Below are 15,893 nucleotides of genomic sequence, written 5' to 3'. Positions count from 1 at the left end.
CCATGAAGCCGTCCGTCCTGGTCACCCGCGCCATCTATCCCGAAGTCATCGCGCACCTGGCGCAGTATTTCGAAGTCGACGACAACCAGCAGGATGCAGTGCTCGACGCCGCGGCGCTGAAGGCCCGGCTGGCGGGCAAGGCCGGCGTGCTGGCCAATGCCGCCGACCGCATCGACGCCGGCGTCATTGCCGGGCTGCCGGCGCTGCGCGCGGTGTGCAACATGGCGGTCGGCTACAACAACCTGGACCTGCCGGCCCTGACCGCCGCGGGTATCGTCGCCACCAATACGCCGGACGTGCTGACCGAGACCACCGCCGACTTCGGCTGGGCCCTGCTGATGGCGACCGCGCGCCGCGTTACCGAGGCCGAGCACTACCTGCGCGCCGGCAAGTGGCAGCGCTGGAGCTACGACATGCTGGTCGGCATGGACCTGTACGGCAGCACGCTGGGCATCCTCGGCATGGGCCGCATCGGCCAGGCGCTGGCGCGGCGTGCGGGCGGGTTTGGCATGAACGTGCTGTACCACAACCGCAGCCAGCTGCCGGCCGAGACCGAGCGCGCGCTCAACGCCCGCTATGTCGGCAAGGAAGACCTGCTGCGCCAGTCTGACCACCTGCTGCTGGTGCTGCCGTACGGCCCGCAGAGCCACCATGCCATCGGCGCCGCCGAGCTGGCGCTGATGAAGCCCACCGCGACGCTGGTGAACCTGGCGCGCGGCGGCATCGTCGACGATGCCGCGCTGGCGCAGGCACTGCGCGACAAGCGTATCTTCGGCGCCGGCCTGGATGTGTTCGAGGGCGAGCCGGCCGTCCATCCAGATCTGCTGACGGTGCCCAACGTCGTGCTGACGCCGCATATCGCCAGCGCGTCCGAGAAAACCCGCCGCGCCATGGCCATGCTTGCGGCCGACAACCTGATCGCGGCGCTCGACCAGGGCCCGCAGGCCGGCCATCCGCCCACCGTGATCAACCCTGAAGTGATGGCGCATCGCCGCTGAGGTTTTCGCATGACCCTGATTCCGTTCCTGACGCTGGCCGCGGCGCTGATCGCGGTCGTGCTGCTGGTGATCGTGTTGCTGCGCGGGCAGGCCGGGTCGTCCGGGGCCGGCATGGCGCGGCAGCTCGACGAGATGCGGCTGGATCAGGCACGCGGCATGGAGCGCCTGGAGCGCGAGGTGCGCACCGAGGTGGCCGAGGCCGCGCGCGGCAGCCGCGGCGAGTCTGCGCAGCAGATGCTGCGCTTCCAGCAGGCGCTGTCGTCGCAGCTGACCGGCATCGCCACGCTGCAGAACAACCAGATCGACACCTTTGCGCAGCAGCTGGCCAAGCTGACCGACACCAACACCCAGCAACTGGAGCAGGTGCGCCAGCACCTGATGCTGCAAGCGCAGCAGGCGCGCGACGAGCAGGCCGGCACGCTGCGCCGCTTCGGCGACGGCCTGCAGCAGCAGCTGGCGCAACTGTCCGAGGCCAACGAGCGGCGCCTGGCCGAGGTCCGCGCCACGCTGGAGCAGAAGCTGCAGGACATCGAGGCCAACAACGCCGCCAAGCTCGAGGAAATGCGCCGCACCGTCGACGAGAAGCTGCACGCGACGCTGGAGCAGCGCCTGGGCGAATCGTTCCGGCTGGTGTCGGATCGCCTCGAGCAGGTGCATCGCGGCCTGGGCGAAATGCAGGTGCTGGCGCAGGGCGTGGGCGACCTGAAGAAGGTGTTGACCAACGTGAAGTCCCGCGGCACCTGGGGCGAGGTGCAGCTGGAGATGCTGCTGGAGCAGATGCTGACGCCGGAGCAGTACGGCAAGAACGTAGAGACCGTGCGCAACTCGGGCGCGCGCGTGGAGTTTGCCATCCGCCTGCCCGGCAAGGCGGCGGGTGGGGACCATGCGCCGGTCTGGCTGCCCGTCGACGCCAAGTTTCCCAAGGAACAGTACGAGCGCCTCGTCGACGCGCAGGAGCGCGGTGATCCGGACGGCGTGCTGGCGTTCGGCCGCGAACTGGAAACGGCACTGCGGCGCGAGGCCCAGACCATTGCCGAAAAATACCTGGCGCCGCCGCAGACCACCGACTTTGCCATCCTGTTCCTGCCGACCGAAGGGCTTTACGCCGAAGTGCTGCGCCGTCCCGGCCTGACCGACCAGCTGCAGCGCGACTATCGCGTGACCGTGGCTGGTCCCACCACGCTGACCGCGCTGCTGAACAGCCTGCAGATGGGTTTCCGCACGCTGGCGCTGGAAAAGCGCTCGAGCGAGGTGTGGGAAGTGCTGGGTGCGGTCAAGACCGAATTCGGCAAGTTCGGCGACGTGCTGGCCAAGACCCGCGATACGCTCGAGCGCGCCGCGCGCAATATCGAGCAGGCGGAGGTGCGCACGCGGCAGATGGCGCGCAAGCTGCGCACAGTGGAAGCGCTGCCGGGTGAGGCAGCGCAGCAGCTGCTAGGCCTCGGGCTGGATGCGGCGGCGGATGGCACGCCGGAAAATACCAATAACGCGGAGAACAGCCAGGCCTGAGCGCGCGGCAGGGCAGGCGGGAAGAAGCTGGAGAGAGGCGGCCGGCGTGGCGCCCGGCCGGAGATGGCGGTGCGCCGTTCAGCGGTCTTCTTCGGGAGACAGTTCGCGCACGTGGACCTCGATGCCGCCGAAGCGGGCAGCCACCCAGTTGTAGGCCTTGCAGGCGAGCCACAGCAGGCCGAAGCCGATCAGCGCATTGAGAATGATCGCGCTGAAGACGGTGATCGCCGGCAGGTCACCATAGCGGACGAAGGTGACGAACAGGCCCAGCGACACGATCGGCAGCGAGAAGCACAGGTAGACCAGCACCAGCGCGCGGGCGGTCTTGACGGGGTGGAGGTACGCAATCTCCTGATTCATGACGGGGGATACTCGAATGTTTCTGAATCGTGCGCCAAGTGTAGCGATTGGCCGATGCCAAGCATAGCCCGGCGGCCGCGGGGCAGCCGAAAGCCTGGCGGCAACCGTGCCGCGGTGGCAAATGTGCGGCACAAAAACGACACATTGCTACGATCGTGTAGCGAATGGTTGCGCGCAGCCCCCGCCGTGCCGGTCAAACCAGCCCGTCGAACAGCATTACCTCGACCGCATCGCCGGCCTTGATCGAATCCTGCTCGTGGCCGAGCACGATAAAGCAGTTGGCCTCGCTCATCGAGCGCAGCACGCCCGAGCCCTGCTGGCCGGTGATGCGCACTTCCCACTCGCCGTCGCCGGCGCGCGCCAGGATGCCGCGCTGGTACTCGGTGCGCCCCGGCTTCTTGCGGATCGCGTGCGCGCTGCGTACGCGCAGCAGCGGCAGCGGCGGTACCGTCGCACCCATCAGCCGGTGCAGCGCCGCGCGCACGAAATGGTAGAAGGTGACCATCACCGCCACCGGATTGCCGGGCAGGCCGAACAGCAGGGCCGAGTGCGCGCCTGCGCCGTCGGCCTGGATCCGCCCGAACGCCATCGGCCGGCCCGGGCGCATGGCGATCTTCCAGAACGTGACATCGCCCAGGCGCGCCATGATCTGCTTGGTGTAGTCGGCCTCGCCGACCGACACCCCGCCCGAGGTGATGACCGCGTCGGCGCTTTCGCAGGCGGTGCGGAAAGCGGCTTCGAGCGAGTCGGGATCGTCGCGCACCACGCCCATGTCGAGCAGGTCCACGTTCATCCGGCGCAGCATGCCGTGCAGCGTGTAGCGGTTGGAGTCGTAGACGCAGCCCGGGTCGAGCGGCTCGCCGATCGAGCGCAGTTCGTCGCCGGTGGAGAAGAACGCCACGCGCAGGCGCCTGCGCACGCGCACCTCGGCTATGCCCAGCGACGCCAGCAGGCCGAGGTCAGCCGGCTGCAGGATGCGCCCGGCCTGCAGCGCCGCCTGGCCGCGCGCCAGGTCTTCGCCGCGCAGGCGCCGGTTGTCGCCGATGCGGACGCAGTCCGCGGCAAAGCGGATGCGCGCGCCGTCGGCGACGGTTTCGACGAACTCCTGCGGCACCACGGTATCGCAGCCGGCCGGCATCACCGCGCCGGTCATGATGCGCACCGCCTGCACGGCGGTGGGGGCCAGCGCGCCGGCACCGCCCGCCAGCGCGCTGCCGATCACCTCGAGCTCGACCGTGGCGGTCTGCGCCGCGGCCAGGGCCGCGCCCTGGAAGGCATAGCCGTCCATCGCCGAATTGTCATGCGCCGGCACGTCGATGGTCGAGACGATGTCCTCGGCCAGCACCCGGTCCAGCGCGCTGCGGATCGGCAGCTGCTCGATGCCGCGAACCGGCTCGACCACCTCGCCGATGATGCGGTTGGCGTGGTCCACCGGCAGCGCGGTGGGATCGTAGTCGGACAGGCAGGAAATAACGGATTGCAGCGATGGCATGGCGGCTCGGCGGTGGCGGGGCAGGAATTCAGCGCGTTTCGTGCGCGCGCAGTTCATCCAGGGTGTTGATATTGGCAAAGGCAGCGGCGTCGTCAAACAGCACTTCGGCCAGCCGGTGCGAGGCGGCCCAGGTCTCGATCTTGCGGCCGCCCCCGGAAAGATAAGCCACCAGGCTGTCGAGCGCACTGACCGGCATCAGGCAGAACACCGGTTGGGTCTGGCGCCGGCCGTCCTGGTCCAGCGTCACCGGAATCGCCAGCTCCGCGCCCTCGGCCTCGATCGCCTGCGCCAGGCGCGCCACCAGGTCGGTTGGCAGGAACGGCGAATCGCACGGCGCCGTCACCATCCACGGGGTCGCGCATTGTTCCAGGCCGGCCAGCATCCCGGCCAGCGGGCCGGCGAAGTCGGGCACGCTGTCGGTGTAGACCGGCACGCCGAAGGACTCATAGGCGGCCAGGTTGCGGTTGGCATTGATGATCAGCCCGCCCACCTGGGGCGTCAGTCGCATCATTGTGTGCATGGCCATGGGCGTGCCCTGCAGCGGCTGCAGGCCCTTGTCGGTGCCGCCCATGCGGCTGCCCCTGCCGCCTGCGAGAATCAGGCCGGTAATGTCGTCGCGTGCAATCATGGAGTTCGCTGTGCGGCGGGTTCAGCCGCCGATATAGGACATCTCGATCTTGCGCTCGGCGCGCTTCGCGCGCACGGCCGGGTCGCTGCGCTGCTCGGAATAGTTGTCGGTGCGGCCCTGCCATACCTGCGCGATGGCGTTGGAGATTTCCAGGTCGCTGTAGCCGCCGCGCAGCAGCGCGCGCAGGTCGAAGCCCTCGGTGGCGAACAGGCACAGGTAGAGCCGGCCTTCGGTGGACAGCCGGATGCGGCTGCAGTCGCCGCAGAAGGCGTGGGTGACGCTGGAGATCACGCCGACCTCGCCGGCGCCGTCGCGGTAGCGCCAGCGTTCGGCGGTTTCGCCGGCATAGTTGGCCTGTACCGGCTCGAGCGGGAATTCGGCGTCGATGCGCTTCACCACTTCGGCCGACGGCAGCACTTCGTCCATCTGCCAGTGGTTGCTGGCGCCGACGTCCATGAACTCGATGAAGCGCAGGATAATGCCGCTGTGGCGGAAGTGGCGCGCCATCGGCACGATTTCCTGGTCGTTGGTGCCGCGTTTGACCACCATGTTGACCTTGATCGGCGCCAGGCCCACGGCCTGCGCGGTCTCGATGCCGCGCAGCACGTCGGCGACGGCGAAGTCGACGTCATTCATGCGGCGGAAGGTGGCATCGTCGATCGCGTCCAGGCTGACGCTGACCCGCGTCAGGCCCGCGTCGCGCAGCGCGCGCGCCTTGCGCGCCAGCAGCGAGGCGTTGGTAGTGAGGGTAAGGTCCAGCGGCTTGCCCGACACGGTTTCGATCTTCGCCAGCATCTCGACCAGGTGCTCGATGTTCTTGCGCAGCAGCGGCTCGCCGCCGGTCAGGCGGAGCTTCTCGACGCCGTGGGCAACGAACAGGCGCGCGGTGCGCTCGATCTCCTCGAAGCTCAGCAGTTCGGAATGCGGCAGGAAGGTGTAGTCCTTGTCGAACACCTCCTTCGGCATGCAATAGACGCAGCGGAAATTGCAACGGTCCGTCACCGAGATGCGCAGGTCATGCAGCGGCCGGCCGCGGCGATCGGCCACCAGGCCGGTCGGTGCAACCAGGTTGTCGGGAATGCTGGGCGTCATCGAGCGGTAACGATGGTCGCGCAGGTCGAAAATCGGGATGACGGATTCGGTCATGGCCTGTGGGTGGCACGGCGTCCGGGGAGCGGCACGGCAACGCAAGAAGCGATGTGGCGCGGGCGCTCGGGGGGGCCGGATGCATTCTGCTGCCATTCTAGCCGAGGCCGGGGCGGGGCACCCGCATCCCGCGGTGATGAGGGGGATTCACCGCGCTTGCCACGCGCCCGTGGCCCATAAAAAAGGGGACGGCCAGGCCGTCCCCCTTCCTGCTTTGGCTGCGGCGCAGCGGCGTCGCTTACTGCTGCGATGCCATCTGCACTTCGCGGCTGCCGGTTTCCACCAGGATCATCGGACCCTGGGGCAGCGGCGGCAGCGGCTTGCGCTCGCGCGGCACGCGCGGGGCGGGCACGATGCGGGCGGCGGCTTCCTGGGCCGAGCGCAGCTTGTCGCTGTCGGTATGGACCCATTGCAGGCCGGCGGTAGCCAGCATCGGCTCCAGGTTTTCCAGCGACGCCGGTGCTGCGGCGGCCACCGCGGTCGATGCCGGTGCCTGGGCTACCGGCTCGGCCGCCGGAGCGGTTTGCGCGACCGGTGCCAGCACGGGCTCCGGTGCGGGTGCCGCGGCGGGGGCAGCGGCCGGCACGACCGGGGCAGCGGTTTCGACCGCGGCGCTGACGACAGGCTCGGCGACGGCTTCGGCGGCAACGGCCTCCGTCACCGCCACCGCCACCGGCGTGACAGCTTCTGCAGGTTCGGCAACTGGCGCGACCCCTGGCTCGGCCGCCGGCGTGGCTTCCGCCGCCGGGGGCGGCGTCACGTCTGCCGGCACGGCGATGCGGACGGCTTCAACGGCTTCGGGTGCGGCTTGCGCGGCCACGGCTACCTGCGGCGCGGGCTCGGCCGGCGCGCCGGCTTCGGTGCTGGCCGGGGCAAAGTCTTCGGCGGTGGCGCCTTCGCCTTCACCTGTCACGCCTTGCACCGACTCGTCGCGTTCACGGCGATAGCGGTTGCGGCCACGGCGGTTGCGGCGGCGGCGTTCCTCGCCCTCGGCGGTCTCCGGGCTTTCGGCGACACCTTCGGCGCCTTCCTGCAGTTCGGCGCGGGCCTGGGTGTCTTCGGTCACGGCCTGAGGCAGCACGCCCAGGGCCTGGGCCGCAGCGATGGCTTCCGGCTGCGGCGCTTCACCGGCTTCGGCTTCGCGCAGTTCGCTGCGCTCGCGCTGGCGTTCGCGCTGGCGCTCGCGGCGTTCCTGGTTGCGGTCGCGACGGCCTTCCTGGCGCGCCTCGGCGCGTTCGCCCTGAGCCCGCTCGGCGGGCACGGCCTCGGCCTGGCGCGCCACGGCCGGCGTGGCCTGGCCTTCACCTTGCTGGCGCGGCTGGCGGCCCTGGCGTTCGCCGCGGCCTTCGCGCTGCTCGCCGCGCTCTGCGGCCTGGCGTTCGCCGCGCTCGGCGCGTTCACCACGCTCGCCCCGTTCACCACGCTGGCCGCGGCCCTGGCGCTCGCCACGCTCAGCGCGTTCGGTGCGTTCGCCGCGTTCGGCGCGCTCGCCACGCTGGCCGCGGCCTTCGCCACGCGGACCGCGCTCACGACGGCCATCGGCGCTGCGGGTTTCCGCGGTGGCGGCGGGCTTGGCCGGCTCCACCACCACCGGCGGGGTGGCCGGGCGGGCACCGAACAGGCCCTTCAGCCAGGCGATAAAGCCACCGGCTTCCACCGGCTTGGTGGCCGGCACGGGCGGGGCCACCGGAGCGGCTTCCGGGCGCGGTGCGCGCTCGGGGCGCGGCACCGACACCGGCGCGGGCTGCTCGGGCGTGATGCCCTTGACCGCGGCTTCCTGGCGCGGCTTGGCTTCTTCCTTGCGGCGGCTGCTGTAGCTGGTGTCGGCTTCCAGTTCCTTGGCGGCAGCCTCGGCCATCTTGTAGCTGGCGGTGCTGTCTTCCAGGCGCGGGTCGTCGTGGCGCAGGCGCTCCAGCTTGTAATGCGGCGTTTCCAGGTGCTTGTTCGGGATCAGCAGCACGTTGACCTTGAAGCGCAGTTCGATCAGGTTGATTTCCTGGCGCTTCTCGTTCAGCAGGAAGGCGGCAACCTCCACCGGCACCTGGCAGTGGATGGCGGCGGTGTTTTCCTTCATCGCCTCTTCCTGGATGATGCGCAGCACCTGCAGGGCGGACGATTCTGTATCACGGATATGGCCGGTGCCGTTGCAGCGCGGGCAGGTGATGTGCGAGCCCTCGGACAGCGACGGGCGCAGGCGCTGGCGCGACAGCTCCATCAGGCCGAAGCGGCTGATCTTGCCCATCTGCACGCGCGCCCGGTCGTGGCGCAGCGCGTCCTTCAGCCGCGTTTCAACGTCCTTCTGCGCTTTGCCCGACTCCATGTCGATAAAGTCGATCACGATCAGGCCGCCCAGGTCGCGCAGGCGCAGCTGGCGGGCGATCTCGTCGGCGGCCTCGAGGTTGGTGCGCAGCGCGGTTTCCTCGATGTCGGCGCCCTTGGTGGCGCGCGCCGAGTTCACGTCCACCGAGACCAGCGCCTCGGTGTGGTCGATCACGATGGCGCCGCCCGAGGGCAGCATCACCATGCGCGAGTAGGCCGATTCGATCTGGTGTTCGATCTGGAAGCGCGAGAACAGCGGTACGTCGTCGCGGTACTTCTTCACGCGGTTCATGTTGTCAGGCATCACCACGCTCATGAAGGCGCGGGCCTGTTCGTAGATCTCGTCGGTGTCGATCAGGATCTCGCCGATATCCGGCTGGAAGTAGTCGCGGATCGCGCGGATCACCAGGCTCGATTCCAGGTAGATCAGCAACGGCGCCTTGTTGTCGCCGGCGGCGCCGTCGATGGCCTTCCACAATTGCAGCAGGTAGTTCAGGTCCCACTGCAGTTCCTCGGCCGAGCGGCCGATGCCGGCGGTGCGGGCGATGATGCTCATGCCTTCCGGCACGGCCAGCTGCGCCATGGTCTCGCGCAGCTCCTGGCGGTCTTCGCCTTCGATGCGGCGCGACACGCCGCCGCCGCGCGGGTTGTTCGGCATCAGTACCAGGTAGCGGCCAGCCAGCGAGATGAAGGTGGTCAGGGCCGCGCCCTTGTTGCCGCGCTCTTCCTTCTCGACCTGGACGATCAGTTCCTGGCCTTCATGCAGGGCGTCCTGGATGCGCGCGTTGCGCACGTCGATGCCTTCCTTGAAGAAGGCGCGCGCGACTTCCTTGAACGGCAGGAAGCCGTGGCGCTCTTCGCCGTAGTTGACGAAGCAAGCTTCCAGCGAAGGTTCGATGCGGGTGATGACACCCTTGTAGATGTTGCCCTTGCGCTGTTCGCGCCCGGCAGTCTCGATGTCGATATCGATCAGTTTCTGACCGTCGACGATGGCGACGCGCAATTCCTCCTGTTGCGTCGCGTTGAACAGCATGCGTTTCATCGCAATACCTCACTCCAGTGTCGCGGGTGGCACCGTCTGGGCGGTGTCCGCGGCGATCCATGGAGCACGCGAGGGAGCGAGCGAGGCGCGAGAATTGCCGGAAAGCGCCGCTGCGCAAGACATGCGAGCGGCTGGGCGCGGGTGAAAGAGAGCGATGACGTCGGGGTAACGACCGCAGGGCAGGAGAGAACACCGGAGGCTGCTCTTGCGCAGACATCCGGCGCATTCCCATACCGGAGGCGATGCTGGGCGCCGGCGCAACCAGCGCCGGCGGCATCGCGGCCGGCCGCGGAAGGCCTAGACGCGTCAAAGAGCAAATTTTTCGGACACGGCATGGTTGCCGTTGCTGCCTGACTTCTCCTGGCGGGCGCACCTACTACTTCTTGGAGTTCTGCGACCGGGCGCCGGTAACTTCCAGTCAGGCGGCAGGTCAACCTGCCGGCCGGCACCGTTTCCCGGTGCGGGCGGGACTTCTCTCACCGAAGCGGATGCCGGCTGCGGCATCCGCCCTTAAATTCTGTTTTACCTGAACACTCAGTTCCCACGTCACCGCCTGCCCGTGCCGAAGCCACCTTTGGGCGACTTCCTGCATGCCGGCGGCACCGTGCGTGCTGCTTTTTTGCTGCCATTTGCCCGTCTGGCGCTTGGCGTAACGCGAATTGCGGGAGACGGGCGGGGTCGACGGCAACCCCAAGTGTAGAATGCGAAAAATCGAATAAAACTCGAAGATCCATCGCTTACACAGGTCTTGCGCTGCCGGCCACGAGCCGGAACAGCGAGGAAATTATATTGAAAATGAATGAGTTACGCCATCAAATTGAAAAGGCTGCCGAAGCTGCGCCGGCCAGCCCACAGGTGGCGTATGTCACGATTGACGAAGGCTCCGAAGGCCAGCGCATCGACAACTTCCTGTTGAAGGTGGCCAAGGGGGTCCCCAAGAGCCATATTTACCGGGTGCTCCGTTCGGGCGAGGTTCGGGTCAATAAGGGGCGTATCGATGCCACTTATCGGCTGCAGTCCGGGGATGTGGTGCGCATTCCCCCGATGCGTGTGGCGAATACGGCGCAATCCGGCGCGGCTCCGGTGCCGGCCGGGGAATTCCCGGTGTTGTTCGAAGACGCGCACTTGCTGGTCATCAACAAGCCGGCCGGCGTCGCGGTGCACGGCGGCTCGGGCGTCGCCTTCGGGGTGATCGAGCAATTGCGCCGGTCGCGGCCGCAGGCCAAGTTCCTGGAACTGGTGCACCGACTGGACCGCGAAACCTCCGGCATCCTGGTGCTGGCGAAGAAGCGCTCGGCGCTGGTCCACCTGCATGAGCAGATCCGCGGCAACACCATGGACAAGCGTTATTTCGCCTGCGTCGCCGGCGAATTTCTCAACGCCCGTCAGCACGTGAAGCTGCCGCTATATAAATACAGCACGCCGGACGGGGAACGGCGGGTGCGGGTCCAGGCCGACGGGCTGGCCTCGCATACCGTGTTCAACCGGATCGAAGCCTTCCCGGGTTTCACGCTGCTGGAGGCCGAGCTGAAGACCGGCCGCACGCACCAGATCCGCGTCCACCTGGCGCACTCGGGTTTCCCGATCGTGGGTGACGAAAAATACGGCGATTTCACCCTGAACAAGTCGCTGGCGCGTTCCGGCGCCAGGCCGGGCATCAAGCGCATGTTCTTGCATGCGCACCGGCTGGTGTTTATCCACCCTGGCACCGGCGAGCCGCTGTCCGTGGAGGCGCCGCTGCCGGACGAATGCGTCGGATTCCTGCAACAATTGCGTGAGCTGCACGCCCCGGAGTAGGGTAGTGCCTCAAACGCCACAAGGACTTCCATGGCCAGGCAACAATTTGACCTGATCGTTTTCGACTGGGACGGGACGCTGATGGACTCGACCCCGACCATCGCCAAGTGCATCCAGCTCGCCAGCCGGGACCTGGGCCTGCCGGTGCCGGACGACAGCGCCGCCAGCCACGTGATCGGGCTGGGGCTGAAGGATGCGCTGTCGTATGCAGTGCCGACGCTGGATCCCGTCGACTATCCGCGGCTTGCCGAGCGCTACCGTTACCATTTCCTGACTCGCGACGCCGATCTGGTGCTGTTCGACGGCGTGCGCGAAATGCTCGCGACGCTGCGCGCGGAACACTATTTTCTCGGCGTGGCCACCGGCAAGACCCGCGTCGGCCTGCAGCGCGTGCTCACAGCCACCGGCCTGACCGCGTTGTTCGACGCCACGCGCTGTGCCGACGAGACCTTCTCCAAGCCGCATCCGGCCATGCTGCACGAGCTGACGCGCGAACTGGGCCAGGACGTGGAGCGCACGGTGATGATCGGCGATACCACCCATGACCTGCAGATGGCGGCCAACGCCGGCGCCAAGGGCCTGGGAGTCTGTTACGGGGCGCATCCGGCCGAGTCGCTGCGCGCCATGGCGCCGGTGCACTGCGCCAGTTCGATCGCCGACCTGACCGAGTGGCTGCTGGCCCATGCCTGACATGGCCTGCGGCCAGGCGCCGGTGCGGCTGTGCGCCGCCGAGGCATTGCAGGAGGGCGGTCTCGGCGTGCGCTTCTCGGTGGCGCTCGACCAGCGCGAGATCGGCGCCTTTGTGGTTCGTTTCGACGGCGTTGCCCATGCCTACCTGAACCAGTGCGCGCATGTGCCGATGGAGCTGGACTGGCAGGAGGGCCGCTTCTTCGATGCCTCGGGCCTATACTTGATGTGCGCCACTCATGGCGCGGTATACGCGCCGGATAGCGGCAAGTGTGTCGGCGGTCCCTGCCGCGGAGCCGCCCTGGCGAAGCTGCAGGTTGAGGAACACGATGGTCAGGTCTACTGGCTGCCGCGGGCCCCGTACCGCGCGCCCGAGCCTTCCGGCGGCGCCTGAATGGATTTCCACGAGCGATTTGCATGACAGAACAACAGAAGCCGCCCCCGGATGAACCCCAAGAACCGGGGCAGCCGGACCCGCGCAAGCCCGCCGGCGAGGCCGGACCTGCCCCGGCGACCGAGTCCGAGCGCCTGGTGACCGCGCCGCATGCCGATTTTCCACTGGAAGACGAACTCCGCGCGGGCGATGACGCCGCGCGGCGCGAAGCGCGCGAGCGCAAGGCGCGTCTGGCCGGTGCCACCAGCGGTGGACGGGTGGGCGGGCAGGGGAGCGGAGGCTGGGAGCGCGATGTGCTGGAAAAAGTGCTGACCGCCTCGCTGCGCGAGCAGCGGGCGGCGCGGCGCTGGCGTATCTTCTTCCGTCTGGTGACCCTGGGCCTGCTGGCGCTGGTCCTGTTCGCGGTGTTCGACTTCAAGGGTGACGGCGCCATCAGTGCCTCGGGCCGCCACACCGCGATGGTCACACTCGAAGGCGAAATCGCCGCCGGCACGCCGGCAAGCGCCGAAGCGATCAACGCCTCGCTGCAGGCGGCCTTTGCCGACAGCAATGCCGCCGGCGTGATCCTGAAGATCAACTCGCCCGGCGGCTCGCCCGTGCAGGCCGGCATTATCAACGACGAGATCCACCGCCTGCGCGGCCTCTACCCGTCCAAGCCGCTGTATGTGGTGGTCGAGGAAATCTGTGCTTCCGGCGGCTATTACGTGGCGGCGGCGGCCGACAAGATCTATGTCGACAAGGCCAGCATCGTCGGCTCGATCGGAGTGCTGATGGACGGCTTCGGCTTTACCGGGCTGATGGACAAGCTGGGCGTAGAGCGCCGGCTCTACACCTCGGGCGCGAACAAGGGCATGCTTGACCCGTTCTCGCCGCAGGTGCCGAAGCAGAAGGCCTTTGCCGAAGCCATGCTCAAGCAGATCCACCAGCAGTTCATCGACGTGGTCAAGGAAGGCCGGGGCGACCGACTCAAGGATGACCCGGAACTGTTCTCCGGCCTGTTCTGGTCGGGCGAGCGCAGCGTCGCGCTGGGGCTGGCCGACGGCCTGGGCAGTGCCGAGTACGTGGCGCGCGACCTCTTCAAGGCCGAGGACATCGTCGACTACACGGTCAAGGAGAACATCGCCGAGCGCGTGGCCAAGCGCTTCGGCGCGGCCGTGGGCACCGCGGCGATGAAGACCATGCTGTGGAGCACCGGCATGCAGGGCATGCGCTGAAGCCTGGCGCGGCAGCGAGTGAACAAAGGGGGCGCAAGCGCCCCCTTTGTCATTTCCGTGCAGCGGTTTGCCCTAGAGGGCGAGCAGCGAGAAGATCGCCGGACGCTTGTGCAGCGCGATCCGCTCCACGTTCCAGTCCGACAGCGGCAGCGTGACGATGGTCTCGCCGGGCAGGGTCAGGTCCACCGCCACCGACAGCAGCGTGTTGCCGGCGCAGTGCTGGCGCATGGCTTCCAGCAGCGCGCCGTTGCGGTATGGCGTTTCGATGAAGACCTGGGTCTGGCTGGCCTTGCGCGAGCGCTGTTCCAGTTCGCGCAGCCGCTGCGCGCGCTCGTTGGCATCGACCGGCAGGTAGCCGTTGAAGGCAAAGCTCTGGCCGTTCAGGCCCGAGCCCATCACCGCCAGCAGGATCGAGCTCGGCCCCACCAGCGGCCGCACGCGGATGCCGCGCGCATGCGCCAGCCGCACCAGATCGGCGCCCGGGTCGGCCACCGCCGGCACGCCGGCCTCCGACAGCAGGCCGCCGTCACGGCCGGCCTGCAGCGGCGCCAGCAGCGCCGCCAGGGCGTCGGCGCGCGTATTGACATTCAGTTCCTGGATCTCGATCTGCTGGATCGGTCGCGCCAGCGGCGTGGTTTCGCCCAGCTTTTTCAGGAAGGCGCGCGCGGTCTTGGCGTTCTCGGCGACGAGGTAGTCCAGCCTGGCCGCGATCTGCTGTACGCCCGCCGGGATCACGTCGGCCAGCGGGTCGGCTTCGTCGCGCTTGCCGAGGGTATTGGGAATCAGGTAGAGGGTGCCGCTCATCGTGGGTGGGTGCGGTAAGTGCGGTTCATGCGGAAAGGAGAGGGTAGCCGGCCTGGCGCAGCATGCCGGTCAGCGCGATCAGCGGCAGGCCGACCAGCGCGGTGGGGTCGTCGGACTCGACCCGCGCCAGCAGCGTGATGCCGAGCCCCTCGGACTTGGCGCTGCCGGCCACGTCGTAGGGGCGCTCCAGCTGCAGGTAGGTCTCGATTTCGGCGTCGCTGAGGTCGCGCATCGTCACGTGGGTTTGCACGTCGGCCAGTTGCGCGGTCCCTGTGCGGGAATCCAGCAGGCACAGTGCCGAGTGAAAGGTGGCGGTGCGCCCGCGCATGCGGCGTAGCTGCGCCACCGCGTTGTCGTGCGTGCCAGGCTTGCCCATTTGGGCGCCACCCAGCGTCAGCACCTGGTCGGAGCCGATCACCAGGGCGCCCGGGTGGCGGGCCGCGATGGCCTCGGCCTTGCGCTGCGACAGCCGCAGCGCCGTGGTCTCGGGCGCTTCGCCGGCCAGCGGGGTTTCGTCGATGTCCGGCACCGCGACTTCGAAAGGAATGCGCAGCCGCTCCAGCAGTTCGCGGCGGTAGGGCGAGCCGGAGCCGAGGATCAGCCGGGGGCGTGGGTCTGGAGACATAAGTAATAGAATCAGGGCAGGAAGCCGTGTGGCTTTCGAAGCAAGGCCTTTGACCTCAGGAAGGTTTACACCGTATAATCGCGCGTTTAGCCGCATCCGCACCCGGGCGCAGTGCCGCCAATGTGCGCGGCCCGCAATCCGTCAGGTAGGGAATGTGGCGAACCCGTCATTGATTTGCGACAGGAGCCCCGCACATGACCCAGCCGACCGACCTGCGCGCGCTTGACCTCTTCGCCTTGTGCCGAAAGGGTGAAAGCCTGGCCGGCGAGGTGGCGGTGCGGGATTTGCCGCGCATCTTAGCCGAGACCGCCGCGCAAGCGCCAGCCTCGGCACCCGATGAGACCTTCGCCTATACGGCCACCGGCTTCGTGCGCGAAGAGGCGGCCGAGCCCGGCGCCCCGGTGGCTCAGCGGCTGTTCCTTGACGTGACGGTGCAGGGCCGGATGTGGCTGGATTGCCAGCGCTGCCTGGCGCCCTATGCCCAGCCGATCGACACCGCGACGCGTTTCGAGGTAGTGGAAAGCGAAGAAGCGGCCGACGCCGCGCCGATGGACGACGACGAAGTCGACGTGATCGCCGGCTCGAAGCGGTTTGCGCTGCTGGAACTGATGGAAGATGAAGTGCTGCTGGCGTTGCCGGTGGCACCCAAGCATGACGTCTGCCCGACGGTGCACGAAAGCCTCGTGACCGGATCGGACGGCGAGGCCCAGCCTGAAGCTGAGCCTGAGGAAGAAAAGCGGCCTTCGCCCTTCGCGGCGCTGGCCGGCCTGAAGACCCGGCACTGAAGCCGCCAGCGCGCGGCCTGCAGGGTCTTGCAGGTGAATCTGAAGCATCCGGCCGGGCCCCGGCTACGCCTTGGGCGGGATGCGTGTGTTAAT

The 15,893-nt window shown here is 68.2% G+C and carries 14 protein-coding genes; 7 read left to right on the top strand and 7 right to left on the bottom strand.

All coding sequences use genetic code 11. The annotated features are described in order from the left end of the window. Positions 1–2 precede the first annotated feature (2 nt). Both MKD50_RS26505 and MKD50_RS26500 read left to right on the top strand, forming a co-directional pair. Positions 3–998 carry a 2-hydroxyacid dehydrogenase gene (locus MKD50_RS26505; RefSeq protein ID WP_115680652.1) on the top strand — a complete coding sequence of 332 codons (996 nt, stop codon included), beginning with the start codon at positions 3–5 and terminating at the stop codon, positions 996–998. Positions 999–1,007: 9 nt separating this feature from the next. Beyond that, complete coding sequence (locus tag MKD50_RS26500) at positions 1,008–2,507, top strand: DNA recombination protein RmuC (protein ID WP_252669383.1); 1,500 nt, start codon at positions 1,008–1,010, stop codon at positions 2,505–2,507. Between the two features lie 78 nt (positions 2,508–2,585). Here MKD50_RS26500 and MKD50_RS26495 read toward each other — a convergent pair whose 3' ends face one another. From MKD50_RS26495 to MKD50_RS26475, 5 genes are all read right to left on the bottom strand, one after another. After that, on the bottom strand, positions 2,586–2,867 hold the full coding sequence (locus MKD50_RS26495; protein ID WP_018005172.1) for a hypothetical protein: 282 nt from the start codon (positions 2,865–2,867) through the stop codon (positions 2,586–2,588). A 193-nt stretch (positions 2,868–3,060) separates the two neighbouring features. Beyond that, positions 3,061–4,359 carry a molybdopterin molybdotransferase MoeA gene (gene moeA, locus MKD50_RS26490; RefSeq protein ID WP_252669380.1) on the bottom strand — a complete coding sequence of 433 codons (1,299 nt, stop codon included), beginning with the start codon at positions 4,357–4,359 and terminating at the stop codon, positions 3,061–3,063. Positions 4,360–4,387: 28 nt separating this feature from the next. After that, positions 4,388–4,987 carry a molybdenum cofactor guanylyltransferase MobA gene (gene mobA, locus MKD50_RS26485; protein WP_115703930.1) on the bottom strand — a complete coding sequence of 200 codons (600 nt, stop codon included), beginning with the start codon at positions 4,985–4,987 and terminating at the stop codon, positions 4,388–4,390. A gap of 21 nt (positions 4,988–5,008) precedes the next feature. After that, complete coding sequence (gene moaA, locus MKD50_RS26480) at positions 5,009–6,133, bottom strand: GTP 3',8-cyclase MoaA (RefSeq protein ID WP_115703928.1); 1,125 nt, start codon at positions 6,131–6,133, stop codon at positions 5,009–5,011. A 238-nt stretch (positions 6,134–6,371) separates the two neighbouring features. After that, positions 6,372–9,494: an Rne/Rng family ribonuclease gene (locus MKD50_RS26475; RefSeq protein WP_252669378.1), complete on the bottom strand. Its 3,123-nt coding sequence runs from the start codon at positions 9,492–9,494 to the stop codon at positions 6,372–6,374. Between the two features lie 795 nt (positions 9,495–10,289). On the opposite strand from MKD50_RS26475, the gene MKD50_RS26470 reads away from it, so the two are divergent. Genes MKD50_RS26470 through MKD50_RS26455 form a run of 4 tightly spaced genes read left to right on the top strand, consistent with a single transcriptional unit; the run spans position 10,290 to position 13,586 of the window. Beyond that, positions 10,290–11,291: an RluA family pseudouridine synthase gene (locus MKD50_RS26470; protein ID WP_115703924.1), complete on the top strand. Its 1,002-nt coding sequence runs from the start codon at positions 10,290–10,292 to the stop codon at positions 11,289–11,291. 30 nt (positions 11,292–11,321) lie between these two features. Beyond that, positions 11,322–11,981, top strand: a complete 660-nt coding sequence (locus tag MKD50_RS26465) for an HAD-IA family hydrolase (RefSeq protein ID WP_252669376.1) — start codon at positions 11,322–11,324, stop codon at positions 11,979–11,981. Then, positions 11,974–12,372: a Rieske (2Fe-2S) protein gene (locus MKD50_RS26460; protein ID WP_115703920.1), complete on the top strand. Its 399-nt coding sequence runs from the start codon at positions 11,974–11,976 to the stop codon at positions 12,370–12,372. The genes MKD50_RS26465 and MKD50_RS26460 overlap by 8 nt, the downstream gene beginning before the upstream one ends. A 23-nt stretch (positions 12,373–12,395) precedes the next feature. Further along, entirely contained in the window at positions 12,396–13,586 is a 1,191-nt protein-coding gene (locus MKD50_RS26455) for a S49 family peptidase (RefSeq protein ID WP_252669374.1), read from the top strand. Positions 13,587–13,658: 72 nt separating this feature from the next. On the opposite strand, the gene MKD50_RS26450 is transcribed toward MKD50_RS26455, so the two are convergent. Together MKD50_RS26450 and MKD50_RS26445 are read right to left on the bottom strand one after the other, a co-directional pair. Then, positions 13,659–14,390, bottom strand: coding sequence for an SAM-dependent methyltransferase (locus MKD50_RS26450; protein WP_252669373.1), 732 nt, complete (start codon positions 14,388–14,390; stop codon positions 13,659–13,661). Positions 14,391–14,415: 25 nt separating this feature from the next. After that, positions 14,416–15,015, bottom strand: a complete 600-nt coding sequence (locus MKD50_RS26445; protein WP_252669371.1) for a Maf-like protein — start codon at positions 15,013–15,015, stop codon at positions 14,416–14,418. Positions 15,016–15,209: 194 nt separating this feature from the next. Here MKD50_RS26445 and MKD50_RS26440 point away from each other — a divergent pair, with 194 nt between their 5' ends. Then, the gene (locus MKD50_RS26440) at positions 15,210–15,800 is read left to right on the top strand and encodes a DUF177 domain-containing protein (protein WP_252669369.1); all 591 of its coding nucleotides are present in this window, start codon (positions 15,210–15,212) and stop codon (positions 15,798–15,800) included. The last annotated feature ends 93 nt before the right edge of the window (positions 15,801–15,893 follow it).

The sequence above is a fragment of the Cupriavidus mimosae genome, from assembly GCF_023952485.1.
In the GTDB taxonomy this organism is placed as follows: Bacteria; Pseudomonadota; Gammaproteobacteria; order Burkholderiales; family Burkholderiaceae; genus Cupriavidus; species Cupriavidus taiwanensis_C.
This window is presented reverse-complemented; position numbering and strand designations above follow the sequence as displayed.

Bases quoted from the DNA above. Each gene is read 5' to 3' on its own strand.
- MKD50_RS26505 (WP_115680652.1), top strand. From the start codon at position 3: ATGAAGCCGTCCGTCCTGGTCACCCGCGCCATCTATCCCGAAGTCATC.
- MKD50_RS26500 (WP_252669383.1), top strand. From the start codon at position 1,008: ATGACCCTGATTCCGTTCCTGACGCTGGCCGCGGCGCTGATCGCGGTC.
- MKD50_RS26495 (WP_018005172.1), bottom strand. From the start codon at position 2,867: ATGAATCAGGAGATTGCGTACCTCCACCCCGTCAAGACCGCCCGCGCG.
- moeA (WP_252669380.1), bottom strand. From the start codon at position 4,359: ATGCCATCGCTGCAATCCGTTATTTCCTGCCTGTCCGACTACGATCCC.
- mobA (WP_115703930.1), bottom strand. From the start codon at position 4,987: ATGATTGCACGCGACGACATTACCGGCCTGATTCTCGCAGGCGGCAGG.
- moaA (WP_115703928.1), bottom strand. From the start codon at position 6,133: ATGACCGAATCCGTCATCCCGATTTTCGACCTGCGCGACCATCGTTAC.
- MKD50_RS26475 (WP_252669378.1), bottom strand. From the start codon at position 9,494: ATGAAACGCATGCTGTTCAACGCGACGCAACAGGAGGAATTGCGCGTC.
- MKD50_RS26470 (WP_115703924.1), top strand. From the start codon at position 10,290: ATGAATGAGTTACGCCATCAAATTGAAAAGGCTGCCGAAGCTGCGCCG.
- MKD50_RS26465 (WP_252669376.1), top strand. From the start codon at position 11,322: ATGGCCAGGCAACAATTTGACCTGATCGTTTTCGACTGGGACGGGACG.
- MKD50_RS26460 (WP_115703920.1), top strand. From the start codon at position 11,974: ATGCCTGACATGGCCTGCGGCCAGGCGCCGGTGCGGCTGTGCGCCGCC.
- MKD50_RS26455 (WP_252669374.1), top strand. From the start codon at position 12,396: ATGACAGAACAACAGAAGCCGCCCCCGGATGAACCCCAAGAACCGGGG.
- MKD50_RS26450 (WP_252669373.1), bottom strand. From the start codon at position 14,390: ATGAGCGGCACCCTCTACCTGATTCCCAATACCCTCGGCAAGCGCGAC.
- MKD50_RS26445 (WP_252669371.1), bottom strand. From the start codon at position 15,015: ATGTCTCCAGACCCACGCCCCCGGCTGATCCTCGGCTCCGGCTCGCCC.
- MKD50_RS26440 (WP_252669369.1), top strand. From the start codon at position 15,210: ATGACCCAGCCGACCGACCTGCGCGCGCTTGACCTCTTCGCCTTGTGC.